General features: G+C 38.4%; 10 protein-coding genes. 4 read left to right on the top strand and 6 right to left on the bottom strand.

All coding sequences use genetic code 11. The features are described 5' to 3' along the window. Positions 1-3 precede the first annotated feature (3 nt). The gene (locus tag QLS71_RS14050; protein ID WP_308993907.1) at positions 4-246 is read left to right on the top strand and encodes a DUF6520 family protein; all 243 of its coding nucleotides are present in this window, start codon (positions 4-6) and stop codon (positions 244-246) included. Between the two features lie 90 nt (positions 247-336). Here the strand turns inward: QLS71_RS14050 and QLS71_RS14045 are convergent, their stop codons facing one another. From QLS71_RS14045 to QLS71_RS14030, 4 genes are read right to left on the bottom strand one after another with little or no spacing between them, the layout of a single operon-like run. Beyond that, the gene (locus QLS71_RS14045; protein ID WP_308993906.1) at positions 337-1,692 is read right to left on the bottom strand and encodes a TlpA disulfide reductase family protein; all 1,356 of its coding nucleotides are present in this window, start codon (positions 1,690-1,692) and stop codon (positions 337-339) included. Then, entirely contained in the window at positions 1,689-2,162 is a 474-nt protein-coding gene (locus QLS71_RS14040; RefSeq protein WP_308993905.1) for a protein-disulfide reductase DsbD domain-containing protein, read from the bottom strand. Before QLS71_RS14040 ends, QLS71_RS14045 begins: the two co-directional genes overlap by 4 nt. 60 nt (positions 2,163-2,222) lie before the next feature. Beyond that, positions 2,223-3,662, bottom strand: a complete 1,440-nt coding sequence (locus QLS71_RS14035; protein ID WP_308993904.1) for a RagB/SusD family nutrient uptake outer membrane protein — start codon at positions 3,660-3,662, stop codon at positions 2,223-2,225. Between the two features lie 13 nt (positions 3,663-3,675). After that, positions 3,676-6,705 carry a SusC/RagA family TonB-linked outer membrane protein gene (locus QLS71_RS14030; RefSeq protein ID WP_308993903.1) on the bottom strand — a complete coding sequence of 1,010 codons (3,030 nt, stop codon included), beginning with the start codon at positions 6,703-6,705 and terminating at the stop codon, positions 3,676-3,678. Between the two features lie 837 nt (positions 6,706-7,542). Here QLS71_RS14030 and QLS71_RS14025 point away from each other — a divergent pair. Both QLS71_RS14025 and QLS71_RS14020 read left to right on the top strand, forming a co-directional pair. Continuing rightward, positions 7,543-7,788 carry a helix-turn-helix transcriptional regulator gene (locus tag QLS71_RS14025; protein WP_308993902.1) on the top strand — a complete coding sequence of 82 codons (246 nt, stop codon included), beginning with the start codon at positions 7,543-7,545 and terminating at the stop codon, positions 7,786-7,788. Between the two features lie 281 nt (positions 7,789-8,069). Further along, complete coding sequence (locus QLS71_RS14020) at positions 8,070-8,552, top strand: hypothetical protein (protein WP_308993901.1); 483 nt, start codon at positions 8,070-8,072, stop codon at positions 8,550-8,552. A gap of 92 nt (positions 8,553-8,644) precedes the next feature. Here the strand turns inward: QLS71_RS14020 and ltrA (QLS71_RS14015) are convergent, their stop codons facing one another. Then, positions 8,645-9,925: a group II intron reverse transcriptase/maturase gene (ltrA, locus tag QLS71_RS14015; protein WP_308994028.1), complete on the bottom strand. Its 1,281-nt coding sequence runs from the start codon at positions 9,923-9,925 to the stop codon at positions 8,645-8,647. A gap of 630 nt (positions 9,926-10,555) precedes the next feature. Here ltrA (QLS71_RS14015) and QLS71_RS14010 point away from each other — a divergent pair. After that, the gene (locus QLS71_RS14010; RefSeq protein WP_308994037.1) at positions 10,556-11,257 is read left to right on the top strand and encodes a hypothetical protein; all 702 of its coding nucleotides are present in this window, start codon (positions 10,556-10,558) and stop codon (positions 11,255-11,257) included. A gap of 93 nt (positions 11,258-11,350) precedes the next feature. On the opposite strand, the gene ltrA (QLS71_RS14005) is transcribed toward QLS71_RS14010, so the two are convergent. Then, a complete protein-coding gene (gene ltrA / locus QLS71_RS14005; RefSeq protein ID WP_308994028.1) occupies positions 11,351-12,631 on the bottom strand; it encodes a group II intron reverse transcriptase/maturase in 1,281 nt (426 codons plus the stop codon). Between the last annotated feature and the right edge of the window lie 633 nt (positions 12,632-13,264).

Below are 13,264 nucleotides of genomic sequence, written 5' to 3'. Positions count from 1 at the left end.
ATTATGACATCTAAATTTTTTAAAATCGTTCTACCGGCTTTTGCCATCCTATTGGCAATAAGCTTATCGTTTGCTACACAAGCGAACAGCACCAGCCAAATTGGCTATTACGACCATCCAGCTTTTGGACCCACTCAAGTAACGGTTAGTTGTGATGCGCCTTCTGGCGATCCCTGTATGTTTGGCCAATATAGAGTATATGCAGAACAAGAATTAATTACACCCTTATTTAAAAATAATCCTTAAACCCAAATGGCTAGGATGATAGAAAAGGTGTCCAAATTTGGACACCTTTTCCTGACTAATTCAAAAAACAAGTATTTCACAATACTATGACTAATCCAAGCCCAAATACTTGCGTATTAAAGGCTCTAAACGCATGCCTCTTGCGTTTCTATCAACAATTTTACCTTCTTTATCCAATAGCCAAACTGTAGGTAGGGATGTAATATTATATAACGAATGATAACTTACTGTAACCTCGGACCCTTTGTCTAACCTTTGGGGCCAATTAGCGTTCTGCTTTTTGAGGATTTTTAATACCTGTGCTTTTTCGGTATCACTATTCGCAACGATTCCAATAACTTCAAATCCTTTATCCCGATAGGTATCATACAATGCCTTTACATGGGGCATTTCCATAATGCAAGGTCCACATCTGACAGACCAAAAGTCAAGTAACACCACTTTACCCCGCATCGTCTTTAAATCTATTCGGCTACCGTCCATCGCTGTAAATACCAGCTCCAAAGGTTGGGACGCATCCACATCCTTTAAATCGTTCCTGGCCTTTAGATTTTCTTTTGCCATGGTATGTACCGCTTTGATCCCTTTTTGATTGCCGAGTGGATGGGTGGCATCTGTGATGTTATAAAAATACTGCCAAGAGGGCTCGGTGAGCTCTGGCGACAGGTATTCACGTGAAATTATGGCAATAAATTGCTCGACATTTAAAGCCAAGGTTTCCAAATCTGGATATTTAAACAAAAGGGTTTTTAAACGCAAGCGAAAGGGCTCCCAATAATAAGTATCAAAGCGTTCCCAATAACCAGATTCCATCGTGTTTTTTTGAAAGTTCATGTATTCATATTGAAATAAGGCCATCCGTAAATCACGTCCCATTAAGCGCATCTCTATTTTTGCTTTTTGTTCCAAAGGGGCGTTTGATTCCAAAAACTTTTCTACCAACTCATTCCCTTTTTTTAACCAGCGCGCTCGGGCGACCTCATCTATGGGTAAGGCTCGCATTTGACTTAAGAAAAGGTCCCGATGCGTTTTCGTTAATTTTGAATCTTGATTCAAGACCCACAAGGTACTGTCAGGTATTTTATCTGCTATAAACTTAGGCTCGAATAAATAATGTAAAAAGTAGGTGAGTACATCATAATAATGGGCATCGTTCGGATACTTCTCCAAAAAATTTTCTGCTAATTGCAATCGCTTCTTTTCTACAGTATCTTCAAACCTTCTTTTTTCTAAAAAGCTTGAATTATGATAGTGTTCAAGTTCTTTAGGCGTATTACAGAAATAGGTTTTTATGCTGTCTACCCCTATCCAATCGCTTTCCGCTTGAGATTTTATATCCGTCACGTTGGTATGCTTTGCCATGTCAACATTGCCTTGTGGCGAAGCACTGTACAGCAAACTTAGGTGCATGCTTATGAGGATTATTTTTGTTTTTAATAGCATCATATTTGTTTTATGGTTTGTATTTTAAACTCAAAATCGCCGGTACCCATGACGCATTTTCCATCGGCGATACTACACACTTGATACTCATAAAACCCTTTAATTATAGGATTTTTAGACAGTATTTTAACCTTTTGTCTAAATTCTGCCGTATTCTCAAAATAGTTTACATACACTTCAAAAACAGGGTCATATTCCTTTTGGGAGCCTATGGCCACCACACCTTCCAATAGCTTATAGCTACTGTGGGGTTTAAACTCAAAAACTGCGGGTAGCGGACCTATTTTATAGTTTTGGACATTGCTGTACAAATGCCAGTTTCTATCTAATCGTACGCTAAAAATGAGTTCTACGGTTTCGCCGGGACGAATAGCTTCCTTAGAAAGCCTGCTGCTCCAATGTGCTGGGGTTAAAATTTGTGCAGACAGTGCCGCAGTCCCCAACAAAACACTTAGTATGGTTATTAGTTTCATAGTTTTACTTTTAAATTTGTTTCTACACTTTGAGTATCGCTGCTTAGATAAAACACCCTCTTATTCATACCCCAAATTCTGTGGTTTCAAATTAGGGTTCGTTTCAATTTCTGTTTCAGGAATTGGCAAAAGCACATCCGTTGGTTGCCAATTCGGTTTTAAAGGACTTAAAACAAGGCTTGCCACCCCCATACGCTTGATATCAAACCAACGATGCCCTTGCTCGGTGAACAATTCGGTATGGCGTTCCTGTAATATCGCCGCTAGCAAATCGTTGGTTAAAGTGGCTGTGGTATTCCCCAAACCTGCCCGATTTCGAATGCTGTTTAAATCTTCTTGAGCCCCAGAAACAGCTCCTAAATGTGCTCTGGCTTCGGCTCGAATCAAGTATTGTTCTGCCAATCGAAAAATAATAGAATATTCCAAGGAAGCCGTTTCACTAAAAATAGCTTTGTACTTATGCGCATAATGCAACGTGGTCAATCCATTACTACTGGTGGTGCTTCCTGTCCAATTTAAAAGCCGTAAATCGTTAGGCTCAAAGGTATCCAACAAAGCCTTACTCAAGGCATACGATTGCCCCGGTATAAACCGAATAACAAACTGGTTGGCTTCATAGGTATTTCTATCTGTAACCCCATTAGGCTTTAGCTGCCAGAGGGTTTCTTTGGAATTCTTTAAAAAAACATTTTTGACGTTAGGTTCTAGCTTATAAGCACTTATAAGCTCCCCTGCTGTCGCTTCAGCCATTTTCCAATTTTCTGTATAAAGGTATAGGCGTGCCAAAAGCGCCTTGGCCACCGCTTGATAAGGCACCACACGTATTCCCGTAACATCTGTTACATTTAAAAGACTCACCGCTTGGGTAAGGTCGGCTATGCTATGTGTGTATACCTGCGTTACTGGTAAGCGTGATACCTTATTATTCTGTAAATAATCTGTAGTAGTAATATAAGGGATCTCTCCATAAAGATTGACAAGCAAACTATGCATATAAGCACGCACAAACAAGGCCTGTCCCTTAAGAGGTGCTTGGTCTTCCACACTTATGGTTTTTGAATTTTCCAACCCCTTAATAATCGCATTGGATGCATAGATAAGATTATAGGCATGGCTCCACCAATCGGATAGGAGGCTATTGGATGCGGAGAGCTTATGATTATATAATTGTAAATAATTGGTATTACTGCCATAATAATCTAGCTCATCGGTATAAATGCCCATTAAGGCACTGAGTCCTAATTTTCCTGAGATCATGCCCTGTTCCCGTATTTTAAAGTACATACTTGCCAATGCCGATTCTACGGTAGAAACATCTTCAAAAACCGTTTCGGAAATCAAGGTATTTTTTGGTGGGTCTATTTCCACAAAATCTGTACAGTGTGTAGATACTAACATTAAAAAACATAGGAAAGGATAGCTTATAAATCCCAGAGCATTTGTAAACAAAACACCTCGTGGTTTGGTGGTATGATAATTGTCTTTTTTAAGTTTCATCATCTTAATTTTTTAGTTAAAAGCCTAATTGCACACCCACTGTCATTTGGCGCAAAGGCGGCATTATTATAGAAGAAGGTTGCTCAGGATCTGGTCCGTCATAATTGCTAAGAGTCCATAGATTTTGTCCTTGTAGATAGACATTCAAATCGCAACCCCCACTTAAATTTTTAGGTAGTCTGTAGGCCAAGGAGATGTTTCGCAACCGAACAAATGACGCATCGGAGACTGCTGCACTACTTGCACTTTGATTTTCGATACTCTCAAATACACTCGGATCTAAACCACTAATGGCGCGCATTATGGGGTTTGTATCCCCGGGGTGTTGCCAGCGGTTCCATAAAGCCACAGAGCCGTTTGTGTTAAAACCAGGAGCTGCTGCCGAAACCAAAGGATTAAACGCTTGTTGTTTTTTAAACTGAAAGAACAGCTCCAAGGTTAGGTTTTTATAGGTTAAGGTATTCCCTAAGCCGCCGTATAATTTAGGCGCCATGTCCTCAATCCATTGTTTATCGTCTAAACTACGTATGTGGCCATCTTCATTATAATCTTCAAACTGATAAAGGCCAGTATCAGAATCGACGCCTAAAGCATGGTACAGATGCCTTATGGTTAAAGGTTTTCCAATATCATAGCGATTGGCAAATGTAGAAGTCTCTAATCCGGGAAACTTTACCAGTCTGTTCTTCGGCAAGCTCATGTTAAAAGTGCTGCGCCATTGGAAATTTTTACTATGGATGTTGATCGCACGGATCTCAAATTCAAAACCTGTATTTTCAACGGTGGCATCAAAGTTCCCTGTTAACTCTGTAAAACCTGTGGTAGTTGCTAAAGGAATGCCAATAAGTTGGTTGGCCGACCGGTTTTGGTACCACACCGTATTTAGCAGAATCCGATCTTTAAAAAACCCAAGCTCTACTGCCGCTTCCAGTTTTTTGTTCGTTTCCCAACCAAACAAGGGATTAAAAAGACCTGTTGGTTCTAATATACTCGTGCCATTATAATCATAACCCGTAACGCTATAAGTATCCAGAAACTTATAATCCCCTATATTATCGCTACCAGTAGTGCCATAACTCCCACGTAATTTTCCAAAACTGAACACCTTACTGTGTTTTAAAAAGCCGTTTTCCAAAAACAACCAAGCAGCTCCCAGAGCAGCAAAATTGCCAAACTGCTTACCAGGACCAAAACGACTGGATCCATCCCGACGGCCTGTTAAGTTTAAAATATAGGCATCCTTCCATTGTATGTTGATGCGACCAAACAGCGCCTGATACTTATATTCACTGTCGCTATCTTGTTTTACTTCAAGCGTCTTAGCTGCGGAAAGATTCCTTAACAAGCGGTTGTTTGGAAAACCTGTTCCTTTTTGCACCAATTGGTCTGTAGCCTCTTGTTGAAACGTGGTTCCCACCAATACGCTTAGCAGCACATCGCTCCATGCTTGCTTCCAATCAAATTGTGGTTCCACAATCCAAGATTGACGGGTGGCACTGTTGGTGCTGATGGATGAATAATTCTCTGGCGTGAACCCCAGTTTAGGATTTCTAGCGCTACTTGGCAAGGTCTTATAGGAATCCATTCCGTAAGTATTATAACCCAAACTGGTTTTAAATTCTAAATGAGGCAGCACGTGATAAGAGAGTCCCAGATTGGCCATACGTGTATGGATTTGGGCTTGATACTCTTCTTCTAAGGAAGCTAAAGGGTTGTTCCATGTATTATTTTCCCAATTTAAGTTCCCTGCCGCATCATACAGTGCTGGGGCATTCGGCACCAATGTGTATGCCAAACCAGTAAGATCGGTACGAGGCATTTGGTTATGTTCAACGGAATAGATGCTGGACAGGTTTATTTTAAAACGCCCATCGTGGGACTGATGGTTTATGGTATGGTGTACCGAGGCTTTTTTATAGTGGGCATCACCAGGAAAAACGGTAGTCTCCTTTTGGAAGCTTCCACTAACCAAAAATTGGGTGTGCTCGCTGCCCCCTGAAACCGAAAGTTGGGCATGATTGCGGTAGGCAATTCCACCGATCAATTCCTTTTGCCAATCGGTATAGCGGGTTTGATCCCAAGTTTTTAGGTCGGGCCATATAAAATCGAAGGCAGGATTGTCCAGAAACGCCCCAAAGCCATCATTTACAATCCCTTCCCTACGCACTTCCAAATACTGCTCGGTGTTCATTAAATCCAAGAAATGGGCTACCTGCCCCAGGGTACTGCTCAGGTGTGCCTGAAACCTTGTGCTGCCTGCTTTTCCTTTTTTAGTGGTGATGAGTACCACGCCATTGGCTGCCCGTGCACCATAAATGGCTGTGGCATCGGCATCTTTTAATACTTCCATACTTTCAATATCGGACGGGTTGATCGCATTCAAGGGGCTTATATTTCCGGCATTTATTCCTACCGAGATCTCTAGAGATGCTAAGGACTGAGCTCCAAACGGCACGCCATTTACAATATACAAGGGTTCTGTACTGCCATTCATAAAGTTTTTACCACGAATGGCCATTTGGTATCCACCACCGGGCAAGCCTGTGGTCTGTACAATATCAACACCCGCTATATGCCCTTGCATGGCTGCCAACGGATTGTTTACAGGCTGTTTCTCTATGGTTTTCGCCTCTAGTTTAGCAATATTTCCCGTTCGTTCTTTGTCTTTAACCGTATAATAGCCTGCATTAATTTCCACCGTATTTAAGGTGGTAACGTCGGTTTCGAGTTGTACATCCCATTGGGTACGCCCTTGTATGGCCATTTCTTGGGTTTTAAAGCCCATAAAAGAGAACACCAAGACCTCGTTTTTAGTCGCGGGTATGGCATAAGTGCCATTAAAATCGGAGATGCTCCCTTTTTGGGTGCCTTTAATAATAATAGTAACCCCTGCTAAAGGCACCCCCTGGGCATCGGTTATGGTACCACTAATTTCTGATTGTTGGAATGGAAATACTTCCAGACCCTGTATGGTGTTGGAATGAATGCATAAGCACAACATACAGTATAGAAACTGCCTGTATTTCGCTATTAATTTATTTTTCATAATTTTGAATTAGAATTGAACAATGTGTTGTTTAATCAAAAGCCTCCTGCTAGACCCAGCAAAAGTTTGTGGGAGGTTTTTTTGTTTATTGTTTTTAAGTGACTTTATTCCATAGGTCTGCTAGGTATTCGTTTATAATACAGTGTTTAGGAAAGTCAACCGCCGTGGTTGTTACATGCAAACACAGGCGGTGTCTTTCCAACTATAACCTAAGGGATATTATGGGGGTACTAAAAACAGAAGCTGTTTTTAAGAATAAGTGCCCTTAGGGGGTTCCAGGGTATGTATGGTTGTAACGGGTATTATGGGAGTAAAAAAGTGTGTGTTCCAGAACTGGGTATAACGTCCATCCCATAACAAAAAGAGTTTTATATCGGGTTTTTAGGTTTTTTAATAAACAACCTATCGAACACGGTGTGTTCCAACATCCGTATTTGTTGTAAAAAACCATTAAGGTGTCGTATATATAATCTATTCTGCATACTGTTTGGTTTTAAATGAACCGTTTTGCAACACCTCACAACTAAAAAACAACGCTAAGAAGGGCTGAGTAAAACCTTTATGTAGGGAAACAAAAAAGGCGTGGAACTCAGCTTACTGCCCTTGAGGTACTGGTATACCCTGCAACAATAAGTGAGCCCACACCCTAAGGCGTGAGCATCTTACTTATCATCTCGTTGCAAAAATTACCAGTTTTCAAGGACGAGAATCCAAGCGAATGCTTCAATATTTTGATTTGAAGAATCGCAAATTTAATATTAATAACGAATATATAAAATTACTAATTGTAATCCAAACGGATTACAATATTTTTTAAAAATATACCAAAATTGCGGAATGGTAGGTTTAGATAAAGAGGATTTAATTTTAAAAGATAAAATTGCAGAAAGAGTTAAGTTTCTTCGAGAGCAAACAGGTCTTTCCCAAACTGATTTTGCCAAAAAGTATGATATTGATAGACAAATAATTAATAGATGGGAAAGTAAAACTAATAATAGAGGTATTACAATTTATACTATCCAAAAATTTACTAACATGCTTGGTATTTCTTTAAAGGAATTTTTTGATTTTGATAATAAATAATTTCATTCTAAATTCACATTATAAAACTTTTATTCAAAAGTTCAGCAGATTTAAACTTTATAAAGTTTAGAAATTCATTTCCCCTATTAAGCGCCTACGTGCGTTAATATTTACCTACATATTCCATACACAATCCCTTATAGTTTAAAATATTCATCTATATATTTGAGTCATAGGATACTTAATTAAAAAGTAATATATTGCATATATAAACGATATAACTACAATTGAAAGTATATTTATTGTAGTTATACAAGTGTTAGCCACAATTTGACCAAAAAATGAAAATTGATTATAAAATGGATAGAATTTTCCCATTAATGTTCGTTATTATAGGAATTACTCTAATTATTTGCGGACTAATCCTTTTGGGAACTTTTGACTCAAGAATGAAAATTGGAATTACAATTTTATCAATTGGACTTATAATAGTTTTTACTAGAAAAGGAACAATCGTTGATTTTAATCAACGTAAAATAAAATATTATGTTGGACTTTTCTTTATCAAAATTGGGAACTGGAAAACAATAGAGGAATATACTTTTATCTCATTACTAAAGATAAATCAAAAGAGTTATGGATATAGTAGAACCGGAGTTCAATTCTCTGAAAAAAAGAAAATATATAGAATATGTCTGCTAAATAAGACACATAGAAGTCGATTAAAAATTACAGATTATAAAGACGAAAATAATGCATATTTAGAAGCACAAAGAATTGCTGAAAATTTGAATTTGGAATTTGTAAATTATAGTCCAATATAAAAACTGTGGCTAATCGAGTAGACGGGTGACGACTTAAAAGTCGTCACTGCGCCTCTCACACCACCGTACGTACGGGTCTCGTATACGGCGGTTCACCAAATTGAAGTTTGCGTATTATTAATGTAATCTAACAAAGGTTTATACCCTTTTCGTTTAAGCCTAGAAACTGTAATAGTCGTCTTTAAAATAGGACTTTGAGCGACTGCCCAACCTCCCATTCTGGTGCGACTCCAAGCATAGGCTTGTCCGATTTCTATACCTAATCGAATGAGATTTTTACGTTTCCTCTCTAGCTTTTTCCAATCGTGCCAAATACAATAGCGTAACCGATTTCTTAACCATTCATCTAGCTTTTTAACTTTTGCATAGATGTTAGTTAAGCGGTAATTATTCATCCAGCCTCGACAGACTTGATTAAGCCGATCCAGACGTTCGAATAACGACATGGGTTTGGTTTTCTTGGTGATACTTTTCAAGTTACGTTTAAACTTTGCCCAACCTTTCTTGGTTACCACTAGTGCATATTGTCCTTTTATACCCTTTTTATAAACGGGTACAAATCCATGCCCAAGTAACTCAAAGTTTACAGGTCTGCGAATGCCGCTTTTGGCTTTATTTATAGGTAGTTTAAGTCTATCTCTTAAAAAGATAAACAGTTTATTTCCTATAGTTTTTGCCTCGCTTTTACTTTTTGCGTAAACACTAAAGTCGTCTGCGTAGCGAACATAGCGCAAGCCCATGCTTTTCATTTCTTTGTCCAAAACATCTAACATAATGTTAGATAATAAGGGACTAATGGGACTACCTTGAGGGATCCCTTTTCTGCGCTTTTTGAGTGTTCCATCTATTAAGATGGGCGCTCTTAACCATTTTCGGATTAATCGCAAGGTGGTTGGACATTTTACTTTGCGGTAAATAAGTTGAAGTAAGATACAGTGGTCTACTTCATCAAAGAACCCTTGTAAATCAATATCTACAATATCTTGGTAACCATCATTGATGTAGCCTTGTGCTTGTAATACTGCTTTTTGGATGTTCTTTTGTGGGCGAAATCCATAACTAACAGGTTCAAAATCATATTCAAAATGAACCATTAATTGTTGACTTACCGCCTGTTGTAGCCACCTATCTACTACTGTTGGTATTCCTAATAATCGGGTTTTACCCGGTCCTTTTGGAATGGTTACTCCTAAAATTGAATTTGGCACATAGCTATTTGTGCGAATTGTAGATAATATAAGCGAACGGTTTTCCAATATGTATGCCGAAAGTGCCGTTGTTTTCATACCATCTACGCCGTTCGCTCCTTTATTGCGCTCCACTTGGCGTGTTGCTTTATAAAGGTTTGTTGCTGATAATACCTGTTCAATCATAGATTCAATAATTCGTGTACTCCTGTTGGTTTAAAACTAGGCTAGCTAAGCATCCTAATCGAATTCCAACGTAATTTAATGTTTAGTCCTTCCTTACCCGTGAGACCTGTACAATTCTTGTTGCACCTCGTTTCCTGTAAGTACTATGACTTCTGCTGACTTCTCTACTTAACCAACTCGTAGTTGTAGAGATCTCCCCAGGTAATGGCATCTTCTTTCTCTCAATCCCTGCCGTATCTACATATTTACCCTTTTGTTAATCTTAGGGCGTTACAATGATGTGCTTGCTTACCCAAGTAAATATGCCTCTGTATACGGTTTCTGTTCGTCAGTACCGAGTTTTGTAGTTTCGCTTCCTTCACTCCATGTCTCACGACACACGAGCTTGCGACTTACTAATGCTTCAGGACGTTACTCCTGCGCATAAGGGACTTGCACCCTATAGATTAATTATTTACCTTTCGGTAAAGAAAAGATGCCCATGCTGGGCACACACACCGTATAAAAATAATTGCGGTTTAGTGCTTAATCAAAGGTCGTTGCGTGTTTGTAACGTCTGAATTTCCTTCGGAAATTCCTCGCATACAAACCCGCAACTATTCTTATACATAAACGTTAGCAAACATATAAATGAACATCTACAAAAATATATTCCTAATCCTATTTTCATTACTATCGACAATTAATTTTGCGCAAAATACGGCGGAATCTGATTGTGAAAACGGGTTTAAAAAAATCGAAACAGAACTGGAATCTCAAAAAACTGTTTCTTATAAAATTATTTATTCCCAAAAATTATACACAGAAGAAAGTTTCGAATATAGTGAAGGAATAATAGTAATAAATGACTTAAATGACCAAATTGAACAGAAAGAAATTATTGAAATAATTGCTCGAATTGGTGTTGAAAATAAGTTGACTAAAATTATCGCATTTAGAAATTGTAATTCAATTGGACTTTATTTACAAAAATCTGAACTGTCAACTGAACAAAGCAATTTATTGAGTAATGACTTAATTGCGGAAATGAATATTGATTTACAAAAATCCTTATCGAAAAAAGAAAGGAAAAAACAAAAAAGAAAACGTGACTTTATTGAATCAGTTTCGAAAGAATCTTGTGAGAAACTGACTGAATTAGGAACTGACAAATTAACTATGGAAAGTTTTAATCAGATAGTTTCAAGTACATCCGCAAAATACGCTGAAAAAACAATGAAAGTTTATGAAATGTCGTTTGAGGAAAGTGTAGATGAATTTTTAAAAGATTTAATGAATCATTTAATGTCTGATTGTCTAGTTGTAAAAGAATTTGCAAGGAATCAAGAATAAAATACGTTTGCTAATCGAGTAGACGGGTGACGACTTAAAAGTCGTCACTGCGCCTCTCACACCACCGTACGTACGGGTCTCGTATACGGCGGTTCACCAAATTGAAGTTTGCGTATTATTAATGTAATCTAACAAAGGTTTATACCCTTTTCGTTTAAGCCTAGAAACTGTAATAGTCGTCTTTAAAATAGGACTTTGAGCGACTGCCCAACCTCCCATTCTGGTGCGACTCCAAGCATAGGCTTGTCCGATTTCTATACCTAATCGAATGAGATTTTTACGTTTCCTCTCTAGCTTTTTCCAATCGTGCCAAATACAATAGCGTAACCGATTTCTTAACCATTCATCTAGCTTTTTAACTTTTGCATAGATGTTAGTTAAGCGGTAATTATTCATCCAGCCTCGACAGACTTGATTAAGCCGATCCAGACGTTCGAATAACGACATGGGTTTGGTTTTCTTGGTGATACTTTTCAAGTTACGTTTAAACTTTGCCCAACCTTTCTTGGTTACCACTAGTGCATATTGTCCTTTTATACCCTTTTTATAAACGGGTACAAATCCATGCCCAAGTAACTCAAAGTTTACAGGTCTGCGAATGCCGCTTTTGGCTTTATTTATAGGTAGTTTAAGTCTATCTCTTAAAAAGATAAACAGTTTATTTCCTATAGTTTTTGCCTCGCTTTTACTTTTTGCGTAAACACTAAAGTCGTCTGCGTAGCGAACATAGCGCAAGCCCATGCTTTTCATTTCTTTGTCCAAAACATCTAACATAATGTTAGATAATAAGGGACTAATGGGACTACCTTGAGGGATCCCTTTTCTGCGCTTTTTGAGTGTTCCATCTATTAAGATGGGCGCTCTTAACCATTTTCGGATTAATCGCAAGGTGGTTGGACATTTTACTTTGCGGTAAATAAGTTGAAGTAAGATACAGTGGTCTACTTCATCAAAGAACCCTTGTAAATCAATATCTACAATATCTTGGTAACCATCATTGATGTAGCCTTGTGCTTGTAATACTGCTTTTTGGATGTTCTTTTGTGGGCGAAATCCATAACTAACAGGTTCAAAATCATATTCAAAATGAACCATTAATTGTTGACTTACCGCCTGTTGTAGCCACCTATCTACTACTGTTGGTATTCCTAATAATCGGGTTTTACCCGGTCCTTTTGGAATGGTTACTCCTAAAATTGAATTTGGCACATAGCTATTTGTGCGAATTGTAGATAATATAAGCGAACGGTTTTCCAATATGTATGCCGAAAGTGCCGTTGTTTTCATACCATCTACGCCGTTCGCTCCTTTATTGCGCTCCACTTGGCGTGTTGCTTTATAAAGGTTTGTTGCTGATAATACCTGTTCAATCATAGATTCAATAATTCGTGTACTCCTGTTGGTTTAAAACTAGGCTAGCTAAGCATCCTAATCGAATTCCAACGTAATTTAATGTTTAGTCCTTCCTTACCCGTGAGACCTGTACAATTCTTGTTGCACCTCGTTTCCTGTAAGTACTATGACTTCTGCTGACTTCTCTACTTAACCAACTCGTAGTTGTAGAGATCTCCCCAGGTAATGGCATCTTCTTTCTCTCAATCCCTGCCGTATCTACATATTTACCCTTTTGTTAATCTTAGGGCGTTACAATGATGTGCTTGCTTACCCAAGTAAATATGCCTCTGTATACGGTTTCTGTTCGTCAGTACCGAGTTTTGTAGTTTCGCTTCCTTCACTCCATGTCTCACGACACACGAGCTTGCGACTTACTAATGCTTCAGGACGTTACTCCTGCGCATAAGGGACTTGCACCCTATAGATTAATTATTTACCTTTCGGTAAAGAAAAGATGCCCATGCTGGGCACACACAATGTATAAAATTAATTGCTTGGTACGAGCCTGCTTACGAAAATCCTCGCGGATTTTCTATTTGGTTTGTATTTGCTAAATTCGTTGCTTAACCACGCAACTAATCTTATACAAAACCGTTAGCAACAATTTAAACA

It is taken from the genome of Mariniflexile litorale, assembly GCF_031128465.2.
Taxonomy (GTDB): Bacteria; Bacteroidota; Bacteroidia; order Flavobacteriales; family Flavobacteriaceae; genus Mariniflexile; species Mariniflexile litorale.
Note: the sequence above shows the minus strand (reverse complement) of the source record. Positions and strands in the feature narration are given on the sequence as shown.

What these genes read in the sequence shown, in the direction of transcription:
- QLS71_RS14030 (WP_308993903.1), bottom strand. Translation starts at nt 6,705, where the DNA reads ATGAAAAATAAATTAATAGCGAAATACAGGCAGTTTCTATACTGTATG.
- ltrA (WP_308994028.1), bottom strand. Translation starts at nt 12,631, where the DNA reads ATGATTGAACAGGTATTATCAGCAACAAACCTTTATAAAGCAACACGC.
- QLS71_RS14050 (WP_308993907.1), top strand. Translation starts at nt 4, where the DNA reads ATGACATCTAAATTTTTTAAAATCGTTCTACCGGCTTTTGCCATCCTA.
- QLS71_RS14045 (WP_308993906.1), bottom strand. Translation starts at nt 1,692, where the DNA reads ATGATGCTATTAAAAACAAAAATAATCCTCATAAGCATGCACCTAAGT.
- QLS71_RS14010 (WP_308994037.1), top strand. Translation starts at nt 10,556, where the DNA reads ATGAACATCTACAAAAATATATTCCTAATCCTATTTTCATTACTATCG.
- QLS71_RS14020 (WP_308993901.1), top strand. Translation starts at nt 8,070, where the DNA reads ATGAAAATTGATTATAAAATGGATAGAATTTTCCCATTAATGTTCGTT.
- QLS71_RS14040 (WP_308993905.1), bottom strand. Translation starts at nt 2,162, where the DNA reads ATGAAACTAATAACCATACTAAGTGTTTTGTTGGGGACTGCGGCACTG.
- QLS71_RS14035 (WP_308993904.1), bottom strand. Translation starts at nt 3,662, where the DNA reads ATGATGAAACTTAAAAAAGACAATTATCATACCACCAAACCACGAGGT.
- ltrA (WP_308994028.1), bottom strand. Translation starts at nt 9,925, where the DNA reads ATGATTGAACAGGTATTATCAGCAACAAACCTTTATAAAGCAACACGC.
- QLS71_RS14025 (WP_308993902.1), top strand. Translation starts at nt 7,543, where the DNA reads ATGGTAGGTTTAGATAAAGAGGATTTAATTTTAAAAGATAAAATTGCA.